Origin of the sequence: Rhizobium sp. WYCCWR10014 (assembly GCF_001657485.1) — a bacterium.
Lineage (GTDB): Bacteria > Pseudomonadota > Alphaproteobacteria > Rhizobiales > Rhizobiaceae > Rhizobium.
In genome coordinates this window covers 1-17,790 of the sequence record NZ_LXFU01000051.1, presented here as the reverse complement: position 1 = coordinate 17,790, position 17,790 = coordinate 1, and the positions used below count along the sequence as shown (strand labels likewise).

General features: G+C 60.5%; 15 protein-coding genes and 1 pseudogene. 10 read left to right on the top strand and 6 right to left on the bottom strand.

What is annotated here, in order from left to right; all coding sequences use genetic code 11:
- Positions 1-54 precede the first annotated feature (54 nt).
- From pcaF to A6U98_RS30065, 3 genes are read right to left on the bottom strand one after another with little or no spacing between them, the layout of a single operon-like run.
- A complete protein-coding gene (gene pcaF / locus A6U98_RS30075) occupies positions 55-1,260 on the bottom strand; it encodes a 3-oxoadipyl-CoA thiolase (protein WP_064654609.1) in 1,206 nt (401 codons plus the stop codon).
- 9 nt (positions 1,261-1,269) lie between these two features.
- Positions 1,270-1,959, bottom strand: a complete 690-nt coding sequence (locus tag A6U98_RS30070; RefSeq protein WP_064654607.1) for a CoA transferase subunit B — start codon at positions 1,957-1,959, stop codon at positions 1,270-1,272.
- On the bottom strand, positions 1,956-2,663 hold the full coding sequence (locus A6U98_RS30065; protein WP_064654605.1) for a 3-oxoacid CoA-transferase subunit A: 708 nt from the start codon (positions 2,661-2,663) through the stop codon (positions 1,956-1,958). Before A6U98_RS30065 ends, A6U98_RS30070 begins: the two co-directional genes overlap by 4 nt.
- A 157-nt stretch (positions 2,664-2,820) precedes the next feature.
- Between A6U98_RS30065 and A6U98_RS30060 the strand changes: the two genes are divergently transcribed.
- Complete coding sequence (locus tag A6U98_RS30060; RefSeq protein WP_064654604.1) at positions 2,821-3,579, top strand: IclR family transcriptional regulator; 759 nt, start codon at positions 2,821-2,823, stop codon at positions 3,577-3,579.
- 103 nt (positions 3,580-3,682) lie between these two features.
- Here A6U98_RS30060 and A6U98_RS30055 read toward each other — a convergent pair whose 3' ends face one another.
- Positions 3,683-5,227 (bottom strand): acid phosphatase, encoded by a 1,545-nt coding sequence (locus A6U98_RS30055; protein ID WP_064654602.1) that lies wholly within the window; start codon positions 5,225-5,227, stop codon positions 3,683-3,685.
- A gap of 196 nt (positions 5,228-5,423) precedes the next feature.
- Between A6U98_RS30055 and A6U98_RS30050 the strand changes: the two genes are divergently transcribed.
- A complete protein-coding gene (locus A6U98_RS30050; protein ID WP_064654600.1) occupies positions 5,424-6,713 on the top strand; it encodes a cytochrome c peroxidase in 1,290 nt (429 codons plus the stop codon).
- A gap of 263 nt (positions 6,714-6,976) precedes the next feature.
- Here the strand turns inward: A6U98_RS30050 and A6U98_RS30045 are convergent, their stop codons facing one another.
- On the bottom strand, positions 6,977-7,288 hold the full coding sequence (locus A6U98_RS30045) for a hypothetical protein (protein WP_064654598.1): 312 nt from the start codon (positions 7,286-7,288) through the stop codon (positions 6,977-6,979).
- A gap of 353 nt (positions 7,289-7,641) precedes the next feature.
- Between A6U98_RS30045 and A6U98_RS30040 the strand changes: the two genes are divergently transcribed.
- From A6U98_RS30040 to A6U98_RS30005, 8 genes are all read left to right on the top strand, one after another.
- On the top strand, positions 7,642-8,235 hold the full coding sequence (locus A6U98_RS30040; protein ID WP_197496461.1) for a DUF4291 domain-containing protein: 594 nt from the start codon (positions 7,642-7,644) through the stop codon (positions 8,233-8,235).
- A 154-nt stretch (positions 8,236-8,389) separates the two neighbouring features.
- Complete coding sequence (locus A6U98_RS30035) at positions 8,390-9,316, top strand: ArsR family transcriptional regulator (RefSeq protein WP_017957935.1); 927 nt, start codon at positions 8,390-8,392, stop codon at positions 9,314-9,316.
- A gap of 210 nt (positions 9,317-9,526) precedes the next feature.
- Complete coding sequence (locus A6U98_RS30030; protein WP_064654596.1) at positions 9,527-11,035, top strand: alpha-N-arabinofuranosidase; 1,509 nt, start codon at positions 9,527-9,529, stop codon at positions 11,033-11,035.
- Positions 11,036-11,235: 200 nt separating this feature from the next.
- The gene (locus A6U98_RS30025) at positions 11,236-13,140 is read left to right on the top strand and encodes an ABC transporter substrate-binding protein (RefSeq protein ID WP_064654594.1); all 1,905 of its coding nucleotides are present in this window, start codon (positions 11,236-11,238) and stop codon (positions 13,138-13,140) included.
- A 112-nt stretch (positions 13,141-13,252) separates the two neighbouring features.
- Entirely contained in the window at positions 13,253-14,257 is a 1,005-nt protein-coding gene (locus A6U98_RS30020) for an ABC transporter permease (RefSeq protein ID WP_064654592.1), read from the top strand.
- Between the two features lie 3 nt (positions 14,258-14,260).
- Entirely contained in the window at positions 14,261-15,118 is an 858-nt protein-coding gene (locus A6U98_RS30015; RefSeq protein ID WP_064654590.1) for an ABC transporter permease, read from the top strand.
- A gap of 1 nt (position 15,119) precedes the next feature.
- Entirely contained in the window at positions 15,120-16,109 is a 990-nt protein-coding gene (locus A6U98_RS30010; protein ID WP_064654588.1) for an ABC transporter ATP-binding protein, read from the top strand.
- Entirely contained in the window at positions 16,106-16,918 is an 813-nt protein-coding gene (locus tag A6U98_RS30005; RefSeq protein WP_064654586.1) for an ABC transporter ATP-binding protein, read from the top strand. Before A6U98_RS30010 ends, A6U98_RS30005 begins: the two co-directional genes overlap by 4 nt.
- A 325-nt stretch (positions 16,919-17,243) precedes the next feature.
- Here A6U98_RS30005 and A6U98_RS37385 read toward each other — a convergent pair.
- A pseudogene (locus A6U98_RS37385) lies at positions 17,244-17,790 on the bottom strand (Ti-type conjugative transfer relaxase TraA); the annotation flags it as partial.

Below are 17,790 nucleotides of genomic sequence, written 5' to 3'. Positions count from 1 at the left end.
GGCGCGCCGCGCAACGGCCGGCAGCCTCCGGCAAAAGCTGGGAGCGTCCCGACCTCAAACCCTTTCAAGTACTATCGCAATCCCCTGCCCGACGCCGATGCACATGGTCGACAGCGAATATTGTCCGCCGGTCTCCAGAAGCTCGAGCGCTGCCGTACCGGTGATGCGTGCGCCCGACATGCCAAGCGGATGGCCGAGCGCGATCGCGCCGCCATTGCGGTTCACCCGCGCGTCATCATCGGCAATCCCGAGTGCGCGCAGCACCGCCAGCCCCTGGCTGGCAAAGGCCTCGTTGAGTTCGATCACGTCGAACTGATCCGCGGTCATGCCGAGCCGCGCCATCAGCTTGCGCGATGCCGGAATCGGCCCGACGCCCATCACCCTTGGCGGAACGGCGGCAGCCGCACCACCGAGGATGCGGGCGATCGGCGTCAGGCCGTATTTGCGCGCCGCCGCTTCGGACGCGACGATCAGCGCCGCCGCCCCGTCATTGACGCCGGAGGCATTGCCCGCGGTCACCGTGCCGCCTTCCTTCTTGAAAGGTGTCGCGAGTTTCGCCAGCGTTTCGATCGTTGTCGCGCGCGGATGCTCGTCCTTGTCGATGACAACCGGATCGCCTTTGCGCTGCGGGATGGTCACGGGAGTGATCTCCTTCGCCAGCCGTCCATTCGCCTGGGCGGCGGCCGCCTTCGCCTGGCTTCGCACCGCGAAGGCATCCTGGTCTTCGCGGCTGACCTGATAGTCCTCGGCGACATTCTCGCCGGTCTCAGGCATGGAATCGACGCCATATTGCTTCTTCATCAGCGGATTGACGAAGCGCCAGCCGATCGTCGTGTCATGGATTTCGGCCGCGCGTGAAAAGGCCGTCTCGGCCTTCGGCATGACGAAGGGCGCGCGCGACATGCTTTCGACGCCGCCAGCGATCATCAGCTCGGCCTCGCCGGAACGGATGGCGCGCGCCGCTGTGATCACCGCATCCATACCGGAGCCGCAGAGCCGGTTGATCGTCGTGCCGGGAACCGCGATCGGCAGGCCGGCAAGCAGCGCCGACATGCGCGCGACATTTCGGTTGTCTTCGCCCGCCTGGTTGGCGCAGCCGAAGATCACATCGTCGACGGCTTCCCAATCGACGGCGGCATTTCGTTGCATCAGCGCTTTCAACGGGATCGCGCCGAGATCGTCGGCCCGCACCTGGGACAGCGAGCCGGCGAAGCGGCCGATCGGCGTTCTGACATAGTCGCAGATAAAAGCTTCGGTCATGGCTTTTCCTCAGAGTTGCGGGACGACGAGGTCGCCAACCGGCCCCTCGATGTGCAGCGGCGCGCCGGTCATCGCCTGCAATTCCTCCTGCGACATCGCGGCCAACTTCTCGCGCAGGACGAAGCGTCCCTTGACGATGTCGATGACGGCGTGGCTGGTATAGACGCGGGTGATGCAGGCAACACCGGTCAGCGGGAAGGTGCATTTCTCCACCAGCTTCGGCTCGCCTGTTTTGGTGACGTGCTCGGTGATGACGCAGACCTGCTTGGCGCCGTGCACGAGGTCCATGGCGCCGCCGACGGCCGGCACGCCCTTGCTGCCCACCCGCCAGTTGGCAAGGTCGCCGCTTTGGGCAACCTGATAGGCGCCGAGGATCGCGACGTCGAGATGGCCGCCGCGCACCATGGCAAAGCTGTCGGCGTGATGGAAGAAGGCAGCACCCGGCTTCAGCGTCACCGCCTTCTTGCCGGCATTGATCAGGTCCCAGTCCTCCTCGCCTGCCGCCGGCGGTTCGCCGAAATTCAGGATGCCGTTTTCGGTGTGGAAGATCGCCTGACGGCCGGGCGGCTGATAACGAGCGACCATTTCGGGAAAGCCGATGCCGAGGTTCACATAGGCGCCGTCGGCGATGTCCTGCGCGGCGCGCCAGGCGATCTGTGCATTGGAAAGCTTGATGTCTTCACGAGTGTCGATGGTCATACGTAGGCCACTCCGGCTCGAATGAGCTCTTCTTCCTGCTGGGGATTGGGAACAGTGACGACGCGGTCGACGAAGATGCCTGGTGTCACCACCTGCTCGGGATCGATTCCGCCAGCTGGCACGATGGATGATACCTGGACGATGGTCTTCGCCGCCGCCATGCACATCAGCGGATTGAAGTTGCGGCCGGCCTTGTTGTAGGTGAGGTTGCCCTGGATGTCGCCGATCGCAGCCTTGACGATCGCGAAGTCGGCCTTCAGCCAGCGCTCCTGCACGTAATGACGGCCGTCGAATTCGGCGATGACCTTGCCGTCGGCAAGTTCGGTGCCGTAGGCGGTCGGCGTATAGAAAGCCGGGATACCGGCCCCGCCGGCGCGGATGCGCTCGGCAAGCGTTCCCTGCGGCACCAGTTCGAGCTCGATTTCGCCGGCCAGATATTTATCCGTGAAGGCGCGCGGATCCGACGAACGCGGGAAAGAGCAGATCATCTTCCGCACCATGCCCGCATCGATCATCGCAGCGATACCGATGCGCCCGTTGCCGGCATTGTTGTTGATGACGGTGAGGTTTTTGGAGCCCTTGTCGATCAATGCATGGATGAGCTCTATCGGCGCGCCCGAGCCACCAAAACCACCGATCATGACGGTCGCGCCATCCCCGATCTCGGAGACGGCTTGCGCCGTGCTCCCGACTGTCTTGTCCATGCGGGATCTCTCCTTGGCTAGATGCGGCCGGGAACTCCCATCCCGCCCTCTGCCGTAGACATAAAGCGCGGCATCTCATGCGGCAATGCATTTTGTGCGTTATTTGACATTTGTTCGTATATCGCACAGAATGTGATGTATCTTGGAGACCGAACCCATGCGTGAAACGGATTTCGTCAGTGGCTTTGCCCGTGGCCTGAAGGTCATCGAAGCTTTCGGTGAAACGCGGCAGCGGCTTTCGATCGCCGAGGCCGCCAAGCTGACGGAGCTCGACCGCGCCACCGTGCGCCGCTCGCTGCTGACGCTCGCCGAGCTCGGTTATGCCGATTATGACGGCAAGTTCTTCACGCTGACGCCGAAGATCCTGCGTCTTGGCCATGCCTATCTCGCGGCGACGCCGCTGCCGGCGCTGCTGCAGCCGCATCTCGATCTTCTCTCGGAAAAGGCCGGCCAGAGCGCCTCGGCTTCGGTGCTTGACGGCGCCGACATTGTCTATATCGCCCGCGCTTCGCAGCGCCGCGTCATGTCGATCAATCTCACCCCCGGCAGCCGCCTGCCCGCCTACTGCGCGTCGATGGGGCGCGTGCTGCTCGCAGCCCTTGGCGAGCGCGAGGCACGCGAGATCCTGACACGCAGCGAACTGAAGCAAAACACGCCGAATACGAAGACGGATCCCGACGAACTGATCGCCGAATTCCGCCGCGTCCGCACTGAGGGTTACGCTATCATCGATCAAGAGCTGGAGATCGGCCTCTGCTCCATTGCCGTGCCCATCGACAACGACCGCGGCGAAACGGTCGCGGCGATCAATATCGGCGCGCCGGCCGCTCTCGTGCCGGCCGCGGAGATGAAGGAGCGGTATCTGCCGCTGCTGAAGGAAACGCAGGCCGCATTGCGCCCGTTGCTGCGCCGGTGACGGTAAGCAGTTTCAGCAAAAGTGCGCAGCGCTTTTGCGGCCGGAATGCGTAAAGGAAAGGGATGGAACGGCCCCGGCCGGAGCCGGGGCCGCTCGCCATCGGTCAATGCGTCAGGTCGAGCGCAGCTGTGAGGTCGCCCATCGGCGGCCGGTCGTTGTTGCGTAGCGCCTTGTCGCGAGCGATGACGCCGGGCAGCACCGGCAGATCGTAGCGCGCCGTGATGAAGCGGATGATCGACGTCGTGTCGTATTGGGTATGATCGACCATGCCGCCCTTGGCGAAGGGTGAGATGATGAAGGCCGGAATGCGGTTGCCGGGACCCCAGCGGTCGGCCTTCGGCGGCGCGACGTGATCCCAGAAGCCGCCGTTCTCGTCATAGGTGACGATGACGAGCATATGGCCCCATTGCGGGCTCTTCTCGAGGTGGGAGACGATATCGGCAAGATGCTGGTCACCGCTCGAAACATCGGCATAACCGCCATGTTCGTTGAGGTTGCCCTGCGGTTTGTAGAAGGAAACCGCCGGCAGCTTGCCATCGTCAATATCCTTGAGGAAGGCTTCTCCGCCAAGGCCGCCGTCTTTCAGATGCTCGGTGCGCGCCGGGGTGCGGGGCGCGAAATTGGCGAAATAGTTGAACGGCTGGTGGTGGAACTGGAAGATCGGCACCGGGGTAGCATTCTTGCCATCAAGGGCTGCCTGCCAGGCGCCGCTATACCAGGCCCAGCTGACGCCCTTCAGCGATAACAGGTCGCCGATGGTGATTGCATGCTGCGGCGGCAACGTCGTTGCGGCCGCCGGATCGGCATAGGCCGCGTCACCATCCTTGGCCGGCGGATTGGCGCTCGGCTGGTAGGGCGGCTGCATGGTGTTGACGGCGTAGAAATCAGGCGTCAGCGTGCCGTCGGAGACGAATTTCGGTGCGCCGTCCAGCGCCGACTTCGGGGCATTCTCCGCCACGGTCAGCGACGTGCCGTCCGCATCGACCTTGGCGATGGTGGGCTTGGCCGGGCTCTTGTCGGCATCCGGATAATAGGGTGTGCAGGCGCAGACCAGCGCGAAATGGTTGAGAAACGAACCGCCAAAGGCGCCTTGGAAGAAATTATCGGCGATGACGTATTTCTTGGCGACCTGCCACATCGGCAGGATGGAGCCGTCGTAATGGCCCATGACCAGGCTGCCGGAATCGGCCCAGGCGACGAACTTGTCGTTCTTGCCGCCGTCGATCTGCATCTGCTCCTGGTAGAAGCGATGCCAGAGGTCGCGGGTGATGACCGAAGGCGCCTCTGCGAAACCCTTGGGATCGTCGATCGCAAAGGAGGCGTTGGCGAGATGGGCCGACTGCGCCTCGGTGACGGCAGGCGAGACACCCTTGGCGGTGAGGCCGCCCCAGGCCGGCGGCAGTTCGGACAGCGGCTGGCCGTCGCGGTCGAGCTGGCGGGCGCGATCGGCGGTCGCGTTCGAGAGCCCGTCGGCGCCGGGAAAGCTGCCGTAGAGATTATCGAAGCTACGGTTTTCGGCATAGATGACGACGACATTGTCGATCTTGTCGTAACCGGCCGGCGCCGCATGGGCCGCCGTCGCTACCGCGAACGGCACGATGGCCGATCCGGCGAGACAGATCGAATGGAGGAGTTTCAGTCTTTTCACGGGAGTACCTCATGGCTAGGGGCGTTGGCTAGAGGAAGCGGAGAACGCTCGGGGCACCTCGACGCTATTCGGGCCGTCTATCAACTTTGTGACATCAGGGGTTGCCGTAATGCCGCAGGAGGATAGCCGTCATCAATTTGTTGCAACCAGGTTCGATCATGGAGAAAACCGGCAATAAGCTATTGGAATCCCTACTATGAAGACGAAGATCATCTGGCTTGTGCGGTCCGGCTTGGCCATAAGTATGGGTGCCGTAGCGCTCTGCCTGGCCATTCTTCCCCTGCGGCAAAGCAGCGCGGCAACCGCCGTCGGCGTGCATCCCGGACCGATGTCACGTGCCGAAGCCTTCGCCCGGGCCGAAATGCTCGCCGCACTCGGCCGCAAGATGTTCTTCGACAAATCGCTGTCAGCCTCGGGGCTCCAGGCCTGCGCGTCCTGCCATGATCCCAGTCACGCGTTCGGCCCGGCATCGGCCATGCCGGTCGAAATGGGCGGCGAACATGGAGACCAGCCGGGGCTGCGCGCCGTTCCGACGCTGCGTTACCTGCAGGCCGTGCCTGCTTTCACCGAGCACTATTACGATTCCGAGGACGAGGGCGACGAAAGCGTCGATAACGGCCCGACCGGCGGCCTGACCTGGGACGGCCGGGTCGATCACGGCGCCGATCAGGCGAAGATCCCGCTGCTCTCCCCCTTCGAGATGGGCAACAAGGATGCGGCCGAGGTGGTGGCGAAGCTGCAGAAGGCCGCCTATGCCGGCGACATCAAGGAGGCCTTTGGCGAGACGGTGTTCGACAATCCACAAGATGCCTTCGATGCCGCCGCCGAGGCGCTCGCCACCTTCGAACAGAGCAGCCCGGATTTCTATCCCTATTCCAGCCGCTACGACGCCTTTCTCGCCGGCAAGGCGACGCTGACGGCGCAGGAGCTGCACGGACGACAGCTGTTCGAAGACCCAGCCAAAGGCAACTGTTCGAGCTGTCACTTAAGCGAGCCCGCCAATGACGGCGAGCCGCCGCAATTTTCAGATTTCGGCTTCCTCGGGCTCGCCGCACCGCGCAACATGGCGATCCCGGCCAACAGCGATCCCAACTATCACGATCTCGGTCTTTGCGGCCCTCAGCGCACCGACTTTGCCGGACGCAGCGAATATTGCGGCCTGTTCCGCACCCCGACGCTGCGCAATGTCGCGCTGAAGAAGAGCTTCTTCCACAATGGCTATTTCCACTCGCTGCGCGACGTCGTCTCCTTCTATGCGACGCGCGACAGCGATCCCCGCCGTTGGTATCCAAGGAATGCCGACGGCACGATCCGGAAATATGACGACCTGCCGCAGGCCTATTGGGATAACCTCAACCAGGATCCGCCCTTCGGCAGGAAGCCGGGCGACGCGCCCGCCCTCACCGATCCCGAAATCGACGACATCGTCGCCTTCCTGGGGACGCTGACGGATGCGGATCTGCAGCCGGAGTTGGGTGGGCATTGAGCCAATCTCGGCCGCCGCCTCAGCACTGAATGGCTAAGAATTAAAACGATCTCGGCGACATTGATCGCTCAGATGCCAGCTCCGCCTTATTGTCCGGCATCGTCGCGACCGGCTGCAACGCCGTATAAGATGAAAGCATTGCCCTCCCTCCGATTGCTCACTGCGCACCTTTGATGATTCAAAATGGCGGGAGCTCTGATCGCCCTGAGATAAAGTCCGTCCATACTGCCTATATGTGGAGTACAGCTGATTCTAGGGCGTACTTACTGGCCCAACAGCACTTTCATTTTTTCTTCTACCACTCGTCCGAGCTCCCGAACGTGAGCCTCAAATTCTACTTTGTCTGCTCCCATCTCAACGCACCTGTCTCTCCACCACAATGCCATGGCAGGGAGATTCCAGATCAGAAGCGCCAAGTCTCGTTTCTCGCGTTCGTTATAGCTATTGGGGTCAAGATGCCGAATCGTCTCGATTGCCCTGACAGCGTCAATTTTTACGAACGTCATCTTTCGAATGTTGTAAAAGAAGCCGCCACCGCTAAATTCCTTGCCTATCTCCCCAGCATAATCCCTCATAGTGCTCGCTCCATATTTTATCGCATGGGTTGAAAGACTGGATCGAAAGCGTGCTTGTAGAGCATTACCTCACCATCCGCCTCCACAACACCCGCGAGTAGGCCATCACTCGCCACGAGAGATCGCTCAAGGTGCTGTGGCGCAGATTCTATTTCAGCATCAACCATTGTTAAAACCCATTACAACTACGCAACGCCCAGCGGTTATGTTTATCAACTCCGTGCAAGATGGAAGCTTCGAATTTCCGCCGGTTGCTTAAACCTCGCCATCTAGCGTAATCACACAGCCGAGGCGCTGATCGCCGCGGATGAAAATTCGGCAGCAGGTCATCTCCCTGAAGCCAGATCTGTTAAATGAAGCCAATGAACCCGATCCCAGAGCATCAAATTCGAGCCGCCTACGACGAACAAACGATCCGGGTGTATCAAGCCTACAGCGACCAGATCGCGGATGCGGCTCTGCGTGAGGGCACATTCGCTTCGCCACCCTTCAAGATCGATCGCATGACCTGGATCAAGCCTTCATTCCTGTGGATGATGTATCGCGCAGGATGGGGCCTGAAGGATGCCGGGCAAGCCCGTATTTTGGCGATTGATATTTCGCGCGAAGGCTTTGAGTGGGCCTTGAGAAATAGCTGCCTGAGCCATCCCGATGAATCAATGAGTAAGGACGAATGGCTGCGCGTCAAAGAGGCTACCCCCGTGCGCATCCAGTGGGACCCCGATAGGGACTTGCAACTTCAGCCGCAAACGTATCGTGCGATTCAAATCGGCTTGAGCAAGCAGGCCGTGGAGCTCTATGTCCGGCAATGGATCGAACGCATTACCGACATCACCTCGGACGCCCACGACATTCACGCGCTTGTACTCCAGGGGAAATTCGAAGCAGCGCAAAATAGGCTGCCTGTGGAGAGGCCCTATTATCCCGAAGGCGCTCTCAAAACCTAGCCGCGGCCGCCAGCCAACCACGTTCATTCAGATCTGGCTGCAGGTCTTTTCCATCAGGGATCCGCGTCGACATTATTCCTTCAGTCACCTCAAGACTCCCACTTGATGTATCATAATTTCCGATATACATCACTTCATCGGAAATACTGGGGGAATGATGGAACGCTCGTTTTTGACGATTGCCGCCGGCGAGAATAATGATGCGATACGCGCGCTTTCGGCGCCGGCGCGGCTAGAGATGCTCAAGCTGCTTTGCGCCAAGGGACCGATGAATATCAACGATATCGCGCGTGCCCTTTCTCTTCCGCAATCGACCGTCGCCACCGGGATCCAGATTTTGGAAGATGCGCGGCTTGTGGATTCCCAGCTGACGAAGGCCCGCAAGGGAAACCAGAAAATCTGCTCGGCGATCTACAGCGAAATCCTGATCAGCTTCGAGGAAAGTGCGGCCCAAAGGGCCAACAACATTATCGAAGTCGAGATGCCGGTCGGGCTCTACACCAGTTGTGACGTCCATGCGCCCTGCGGTCTTTGCTCCACCGAGAGCGTCATCGGTCCGCTGGATGTGCCCGACTATTTTCTCGACCCGCAGCGCATGCAGGCCGGGCTCGTCTGGTTCGGCAGGGGATATGTGGAATATAAATTCCCCAACAATGCCAAAGTGTTGAACAAGGATATCCGCGCCATTGAGTTCTCGCTGGAGCTGTCGTCGGAAGTGCCGGGCACCAATCCGGACTGGCCCTCCGACATAACCCTCTGGGTCAACGGAATGGCGATTGGAACCTGGACGTCGCCTGGCGACTATGGCGACAAGCGCGGCGCCTTCACGCCGGCATGGTGGAAGCTCGAGGGCTCGCAATATGGGATGATGAAGACCTGGCGCATCTCCACCCGCGGAACCTTCATCGATGGTGTCGCCGCCTCGAATGTCACGCTCAGCGACCTCGCCCTTGCCCAGCACTCCTCCATCCGGCTCCGGGTCGGCATCGCGGAGAATGCCGGCCATACCGGCGGCGTCAATATTTTCGGCCGCGGCTTCGGAAATCACGGACGCGATATCATCATGCGGCTACACGTCTGAAAAATCAAAATCGGAAATCTTGATTTAAATATCACGATTCTTTCCAGTTTCGGCGGCCGATAGAACCTCCCAAGCAACTGAAATTAGACACTTTTTTCTGAAATCGATATTAGTATGATTAAAGTCGCAACTTGGTTGACAGAACAACATTCCTGATATCAAGTTAGAGGCAAGAAAACAAAATTTCTGATATATAAACGGGAGGATCCGTTGAAGACGAACGTTGTGGTTCACCGCGATTTCCGCATCGCGACCATTGATTCCAGGCTCTACAGTTCATTTCTCGAGCATCTCGGCAGGGCGATCTACGGGGGCATTTATGAGCCCGGACACCCGACCGCCGATGAGGACGGATTCCGCCAGGATGTCCTCGATCTGGTCCGTGATCTCGACACGCCATACTGCCGCTATCCCGGCGGCAATTTCGTTTCGGCCTATAATTGGGAAGACGGCGTCGGCCCCCGTGCGGAGCGCCCGGTTCGCCTCGACCTTGCCTGGCGCACCCGCGAAGCCAACCAGATCGGCGTGAATGAATTCGTCGACTGGTGCAAGAAGGCGAATACCAAGCCGATGCTTGCCGTCAATCTCGGATCACGCGGCCTCGATGCCGCCCGCAATTTCCTCGAATATTGCAATCATCCCGGCGGCACCTACTGGTCGGATCTGCGCCGCAAGCACGGCTGGTCCAATCCGCACGATGTCAAATTGTGGTGCCTCGGCAACGAGATGGATGGCCCCTGGCAGGTCGGCCACAAGTCGGCCTATGAATATGGCCGGCTGGCGGATGAGACGGCGAAGGCCATGCGCGGCTTCGACAAGTCGCTCGAACTGGTGGTCTGCGGCTCGTCCAATTCCGACATGAAGACCTATCCCGAGTGGGAGGCCCAGGTTCTCGAACAGTGCTATGACAGCGCCGACCATATCTCGCTGCATATGTATTTTGCCAACCGCGAGAAAAACACGCTCAACTATCTCGCCCGCGCGACGAAGCTCGACCGCTACATCACCACGATCGGCGGCGTGATCGACTACATCAAGGCGAAAAAACGCTCGAAGAAGACGATCGGCATTTCCTTCGATGAATGGAATGTCTGGTATCATTCCAACCAGCAGGACAAGGAGATCCTGGCGCGCGACGAATGGCCGGATGCGCCGCATCTCTTGGAAGACATCTATAATTTCGAGGACGTGCTGCAGGTCGGCGGCATCTTGAACACCTTCATCCGGCGCTCCGATCGCGTGCGCATCGCCTGCATCGCGCAGCTCGTCAACGTCATCGCCCCAATCATGACCGAGGACGGCGGTGCGGCCTGGCGCCAGACCATCTATTACCCCTTCTACTACGCCTCCAGATATGGCCGTGGAACGGCGCTGCAGCTGGTCGTCGATGGCCCGACCTATGACAGCGACGAGGAAAACGACGTCCCCTATCTGGACGTATCGGCAGTCCATTCCGAGGACGGCAAGACGCTGACCTTCTTTGCCGTCAACCGCCATCCGAGCACGGCGCTCGATCTCGATGTGCGGCTGGAAGGCTTCGGAAATGCCCGCGTGGTCGAGCAGGTGGAAATGACCCACGGTGATCTGGAAGCCGTCAATACGGCGGCGCGGCCGCAAACGGTTGCTCCGGTTAATGTCGAGAGTGGAAAGATTGAGGATGGACGGCTGCGGGCGGCGTTGAAACCGTTCTCCTACAACGTCATCCGGCTGTCGGTGTGACAGCTATCGCCGGGTAGCCCATTGGGCGGTACCGGCTGAAGATATTCGGCTCGCTGCGAGGAGGCAGGGAGCCGGAGAGATGGTTCACTGAGGTCCCAGACCTGACTGTTCAAGTCCTGGGGCTTCTGCGAACCGACAACCGCGACGTGCCCATGCGTGCCTTTGCGGCCGCCGTATCGTCGCTTTCTAGGGAGGAGTTCATGCAACAGTGGAAGAGGCTCGCATTTGGCGTCGCGCTGGCCGCACTCGGCCTGACAGCGACGGCCAAGGCCGATGACTACACCTCCTTGCCGCGCAAGGAGACGCTCATCGTCGAAAATCCGGAAGGGACGATCAAAAATCCCGGCTGGTTCAATATCTGGGTCAATGGCGGCGGCGGCGTATCGACCGGCCTGCAGCAGCTGACCATGGATACGCTCTGGTATATCGACCCCGAACAAGGACTTGGCGGCGCGACCTGGGACAATTCGCTGGCTGCCGACAAGCCGCAATACAATGCCGACTTCACCGAGATGACCGTGAAACTGCGCAAGGGACTCTTCTGGAGCGACGGCGTGGAGTTCACGGCAGACGACGTGGTCTATACCGTCAAGACCCAGATGGATCACCCCGGCATGGTCTGGAGTGCTGCCTTCTCGGTGCAGGTGGCAAGCGTCGAGGCGACCGACCCCTCGACCGTGGTGTTCAAGCTGAAGAAACCCAATTCGCGCTTCCATGCCATCTTCACCGTTCGCTGGAACGGCGCCTGGATCATGCCCAAGCATGTCTTCGAGAAAGTCGAAGATCCGCTCCGCTATGATTTCGCCAATCCCGTTTCGCTGGGTGCCTACAAGCTCAAGTCGTTTGATCCCCAGGGCAAATGGTATACCTGGGAGAAGCGTGACGACTGGCAGCGGACCTCGCTTGCCCGCTTCGGCGAGCCGGCCCCGAAATACGTGACCTATACCGATCCCGGCCCGCCGGATAAGCGCACCATCGCCCAGCTCGAGCACAATCTGGATATCATCCACGACAATACGCCGGAGGGAATGTTCACCCTCAAGGAGAAATCCAAGACGATCGAAACCTGGTTCCCGGGCTTCCCCTTCGCCCATCCGGACCCGACGCTTCCCGCGGTGATCTTCAACACCCAGAATCCGCCCTTCGACAACGCCGATGTACGCTGGGCGCTTGCCCTGCTGATCGACATCAAGGCGGTCGACATGGCGAGCTATCGCGGGGCGGCGACGCTTTCGGCGCTCGGCGTGCCGCCGACGGCGGCCACGATGAAGGACTATCAGGCGCCAATGCAGGATTGGCTGAAGAATTTCGAGATCGATACCGGCAAGAGCAAGATCAAGCCTTATGACCCGACGGTCGGGCAACAGATCGCCGATATCCTGCGCAAGCAGCCGAAGTTCAAGGACCAGATCCCGACCGACCCTGAGGCAATCAGCGGTGCATTCGGCTATGGTTGGTGGAAACCGGATCCGAAGGCTGCCGGCGAACTGCTAGAGAAGGCAGGCTTCAAGAAATCCGGCGGCAAATGGCTGACCCCTGATGGACAGCCCTTCAAGATCCGGATGACGGTTGAAGGCGACACACGCTCGGTCTTCACCCGCGCCGGGACGCTGATCGCACAGCAATGGGCCGCATTCGGCATCGACGCCAAAGCCGTGCCGGCCGCGAAGCTGTGGCAGGTGGCACTCCAGCCCGGCGATTTCCAGGTGGCGATCGCCTGGAGCGTCGAGACCTGGGGCGGTGATCCCGATCTGTCGTTCTTCCTGGATAGCTGGCACTCGCAGTTCGTGGCCAAGAAGGGTGACAATCAGCCGCCGCGCAACTGGCAGCGCTGGAGCAATCCGGAGCTCGACAAGATCATCGAAAGCATTCGCGGCATCAGCGCCGACGATCCCAAGGGCGTCGAGCTCGGCAAGGATTATCTGAAGCTGGTCGCCCGCGAAATGCCGACGATCCCGCTGATGTCGTATAACGTCTTCACCTCGATGGATACGACCTACTGGACCGGTTATCCGACGATATCAGATCCCTATACCGACCCGGTGCCGAATTGGGCCAACTCCAGGCTGATGATGGTCAAGCTCAAGCCGGCACAACCGAAATAATCCTCCCAAAGCCGGCGCGAGTGTTGCGCGCCGGCCCCCTATCGACGGGCATGTGGCATGTCCGTCGATCCTTTCCTGTCGATGAAGGGAACCAGAGAGGAACCACTGCCCTATGACGTCTTATCTGCTCTTTGTGCTGAAGCGGTTCGGTCAGTTTCTGCTCGTCGTATTTCTTGGCGTGACCATCACATTCTTCGTCACCCACCTGACCCCGATCGATCCGGTCGAAGAAAGCATAGGCGCCATCACGCAGATGGGGCAGTCCGATCCCAATGCGATCGAACTGATGCGCCAGTCGCTTCGCGAGCTCTACGGTATGGAGGGGTCGATCTGGCAGCAATACCTGCATTTCTGGCTTCGGCTTGCGACCGGTGATCTCGGTCCCTCGCTATCGGCTTTTCCCACACCCGTTTCCACCATCATCCTGCGCTCCCTACCCTGGACCATCGGGCTGATGACGGTGTCGACCCTGATCACTTTCGTGCTCGGCAATGCCATCGGCGCGCTCGCCGGCTATTACCGGAAGAATATGGTGATGAAGGCAGTCAGCCTCGTCTTCATCGCCCTGCTTCCCATTCCCTATTACATTCTCGCCTTCGTGCTTCTGATTGTGTTCGGCTATCTCTGGCCGGTGCTGCCGATCAATGGCGGCTACGAGATGAACGCCAATCTGGACCTCTCCGTTGCCCTGGTCCTCGATATACTGAAGCACTCCATCCTGCCGGCCTTTTCTCTCATCCTTGTGGGAACCGGCAGTTGGCTGATCGGGATGCGCGCCCTCGTGTCCAACATCATCACCGAGGATTACGTCGTCTTCGCCGAACTCGGCGGTGTTCCCAAACGGAAAATTCTCCGCTCCTACATCTCCCGCAATGCCATGGTACCGCAATTCACCGGGCTTGCCATGTCTCTCGGCGCGATCTTCAACGGCACGGTCATTACCGAAATCGTCTTCGGCTATCCCGGCATCGGCAACCTGCTGATCGAAGCGGTACATGCCGGCGACTACAGTCTGGTGCTCGGCCTCAGCGCATTGTCGATCGTCGGCGTCGCCGCCGCCGTGTTCATCATCGACATTCTGAGCCCGCTGATCGATCCGCGCATCAAGGTGGAATAGAACATGTTTACGATCGTCCGCGACCTCGCACGCCAGAATATGGAATTCCTCTGCGGCCTGCTGCTCTTTGCCGTCATTGTCGGATTGGTAGTCGTGTCCTATTTCTCGCCTTACGGCGCGACCGACATCTATCTGCTGCCGCCCGATATGCCGCCCGACGGCGAATATTGGCTCGGCACGACATCGCGCGGCCAGGACGTCTTCTGGCAGTTGACGACCGCCCTTCGCAACACCTTGTTTTTTGGCATCGGCGTCGCCTTCATTTCACGCATCATCTCGCTGGTCGTCGGCCTCGTCGCCGGTTATGCCGGCGGCGCGGTGGACCGGGTGCTGATGGCCATCAACGACAGCGTCATGGTCATCCCGCAATTTCCGCTGCTGATCCTTTTCTACTTCGTGCTGAAGGACAGCATGACCTGGACGGCACTAATCCTCATCATGGCCTCGCTCGGCTGGTCCTATGACGCGCGCCTCATCCGGTCGGTGGCGATCAGCCTGAAGACGAGATCCTTCACCACGCAGAGCGTCTATTCCGGCATGAGCATGCGCAAGATCCTCGTCGAGGAGCACCTGCCTTATGTTCTGCCGATCGTCTTCGCCACCACGATGAACAACATGATCTGGTCGATCGGCATGGAGATCACCCTGTCGGTGCTGGGCTTCACCGATATCGAGACGCCGACCATGGGCATGATGATCTATTGGGCCAATGCGCATTCGGCGTTGATATCAGGCATATGGTGGTGGGTGGCCGCCCCGGTCGCCGTCATCGTCGTCCTCTTCCTGGCGCTCTTCCTGCTGTCCATGTCGATGAACGAATACAATGATCCGCGCAGCCGGCTGAACCGGATGGGAAGTTAGTATGGATCCTTTGGTCGAAATTGAGAATCTGAAAGCCTATTACCGTGCCTTTCTCTATGGCGTCGATCGCGAGGTGCGCGCTGTCGACGATATCAGCCTGACCATCGCCCGAGGCGAGGTCTATGGCGTTGCCGGTGAATCGAGCAGCGGCAAGACGACCTTGATCAAGACCATCGCCGGCGCGATCCGGCCGCCGCTGAGGGTCGTGTCGGGAAAAGTGACATTTCATTTCGACGGCGGCACCCAGGATATCTATGCGATGAAGCCGGAGGATCGCCTGGCCCTGCGCTGGAAGCATCTGTCCTATATCATGCAGGGCTCGATGAATGTGCTCAATCCGGTGCGCCGGATCCGTCACTCCTTCACCGATTTCGCCTTTCGCCACATGAAGGTCGGCAAGAGCGAGTTTCTCGAAAGGGTCGCCACCCATCTGCAGCGGCTGAAGCTCGATCCGCATCTGCTCGACGCCTATCCCCACGAACTGTCAGGCGGCATGCGCCAGCGCATGACCATCGCGCTGGCGACAATCCTGACGCCGGAATTCATTATCGCCGACGAACCGACAACCGCGCTAGACGTGATCGTTCAGCGCGACGTGCTCTCGATGATCCGCGAAATCCAGCGCGAGATGGGCTCGTCCTTTCTGTTCGTCACCCATGACATGGGGGTTCACGCGACGGTCTCCGACCGCATCGGCATTGTCTATGCCGGTCGTCTCGTCGAGGAAGCGCCGACCGCCAAACTCTTCAACATGCCGCTCCATCCCTATACGCAGCACCTCGTCGGCAGCCTGCCGCGCATCGGCGACGCGACGGCCCGCCCTTCGCTGGAGGGGCGCCCGCCGAACCTCGCCATGCCGCCGGAAGGCTGCCGGTTTCACCCGCGCTGTCCCAAGCGCATGGAGATCTGCTCGCAGAAGGTTCCGCCGCTCGTCACCGTCGAGCCGCAGCGGCGCGTGGCGTGTTTTGCCGTTACGGGAGATCAGGTTTGAGCGCTCTTCTTAGCCTCTCGCATGTCACGAAAGTCTACCGGCAGGGCGGCATGCTCGGCCGGCGCCTGATCACGGCGGTCAAGGACGTGAGCTTCGAACTGGGAGCGGAGCCGGAGATCCTCTCGATCGTCGGCGAATCCGGCTCGGGAAAATCGACGATCGCGGCGATGATCCTCGGCCAGACCGAACCGACGGAAGGCGAGCTTCAATTCAGCGGCAGGACCGTCGCCATCCATAGCAGATCCGAACGCAAGGCTTTCATGAAAGAGGTCCAGCCGGTTCTGCAAAACCCTTTCGAAGCCTTCAATCCGCTGAAACGCGTCGATCGTTATCTCTTCGAGACTGCCCGCAATTTTTCGTTCTCGGGAAAACGGCCGGACCGGCAGCAGGCGGAGAAGATGGCGGATGCAGCCCTCGTCCATGTCGGCCTGACCCTTGAAGAAGTGAAAGGCCGGTTTCCCCACGAACTATCGGGCGGCCAGCTTCAGCGCGTCGCCATCGCCCGGGCGCTGATCCCGCAGCCCCGCCTGCTGGTGGCCGATGAACCGGTATCGATGGTCGACGCCTCGCTGCGCATGGCCATCGTCAATCTCTTCGGCCGCCTGAAAAACGAACTCGGTCTTTCCATCGTCTACATCACCCACGACCTCGCTACCGCCTATTACATCAGCGACAACATCATCATCATGCGCAAAGGCGAAATCGTCGAGCGCGGACAGGCGCGGGCCGTGTTGGATAATCCGCAGCATGAGTATTCGCGGGCGCTGAAGGACGCGGTGCTGGCGGCCGATTTTAGCGTGGCGACGTAAGCGCAGCGGAGAAGGTGCGGTAATCAAACCGCGTCCATCACGTGGCGCGATCACGCGGCTCATTCGATCAAGTCACCGGGAAAGTCGGGCGTCTTCATTGGAGCCGAACCGCTGACGCGCCTTCGCCGGACCGGACCAGCGCGCGGCATGGTGCTCAACGCGGCCGTCATCCTCGGCGAGATCGCGTCAACGGAAGGCGCGCTTCAATTCAGCGGCAGGACCGCCACCACCCTTAGCAAATTGGAACGCGAGGCTTTCCTGAAAGAGGTTCAGCCGGTTCTGCAAAACCCCTTCGGAGCCTCGCTTGTGGTCCGAGCCAAGACGTCTACATCCCCAGCCCCAAGGACTTGCCGCGCTTCAGTGAGCGCTGCAACTCCATCTGCTGCGTGAGCTCGGCACGATGACTACGATCGGCAAGGCGAGCAACCTGGCGGATACGCCCGACGTCCCCAGCCTGATCAGGCCCCACTCGCTTCAGCTGATCCGCGAGATCTGAGGGATCGGCGCGACCGAAGCGCGTTTCGATCGCGCTGGCGATGTCCTTTGCCTCGGCAAGCGCTCGACGCCCCTCCGGTGTCCCCGCCAGTTGCTCGACGAACTTTGCCTTGTCGGTATGGGCGAGATCGTCGAGCTTTCGCAGCAGCGCCTCGCTCTGGCGGCTCGGGCCCAGAATCTCGACCACGTCCTGCTTTTCCCGCTTCCAGCGTTCCGAGCCGCATTCGGCCGCGAGGCGACGCTGCCAGGTCTTGGCGGATTGGCGAACATGCGACGTCAGCGCATCGATCCGGGAGAGCGCGTGCCGGCGATCGGCGTTGTCTCCGAACAGGCCTGTCTTGCCGGCGAGCGCACCGATCGTCTCGGGCAAAGTGCTG

Coding starts and splice junctions, on each gene's coding strand:
- A6U98_RS30010 (WP_064654588.1), top strand. CDS start 15,120: ATGGATCCTTTGGTCGAAATTGAGAATCTGAAAGCCTATTACCGTGCC.
- A6U98_RS30060 (WP_064654604.1), top strand. CDS start 2,821: ATGCGTGAAACGGATTTCGTCAGTGGCTTTGCCCGTGGCCTGAAGGTC.
- A6U98_RS30020 (WP_064654592.1), top strand. CDS start 13,253: ATGACGTCTTATCTGCTCTTTGTGCTGAAGCGGTTCGGTCAGTTTCTG.
- A6U98_RS30050 (WP_064654600.1), top strand. CDS start 5,424: ATGAAGACGAAGATCATCTGGCTTGTGCGGTCCGGCTTGGCCATAAGT.
- A6U98_RS30045 (WP_064654598.1), bottom strand. CDS start 7,288: ATGAGGGATTATGCTGGGGAGATAGGCAAGGAATTTAGCGGTGGCGGC.
- A6U98_RS30025 (WP_064654594.1), top strand. CDS start 11,236: ATGCAACAGTGGAAGAGGCTCGCATTTGGCGTCGCGCTGGCCGCACTC.
- A6U98_RS30065 (WP_064654605.1), bottom strand. CDS start 2,663: ATGGACAAGACAGTCGGGAGCACGGCGCAAGCCGTCTCCGAGATCGGG.
- A6U98_RS30015 (WP_064654590.1), top strand. CDS start 14,261: ATGTTTACGATCGTCCGCGACCTCGCACGCCAGAATATGGAATTCCTC.
- A6U98_RS30035 (WP_017957935.1), top strand. CDS start 8,390: ATGATGGAACGCTCGTTTTTGACGATTGCCGCCGGCGAGAATAATGAT.
- A6U98_RS30040 (WP_197496461.1), top strand. CDS start 7,642: ATGAAGCCAATGAACCCGATCCCAGAGCATCAAATTCGAGCCGCCTAC.
- A6U98_RS30070 (WP_064654607.1), bottom strand. CDS start 1,959: ATGACCATCGACACTCGTGAAGACATCAAGCTTTCCAATGCACAGATC.
- pcaF (WP_064654609.1), bottom strand. CDS start 1,260: ATGACCGAAGCTTTTATCTGCGACTATGTCAGAACGCCGATCGGCCGC.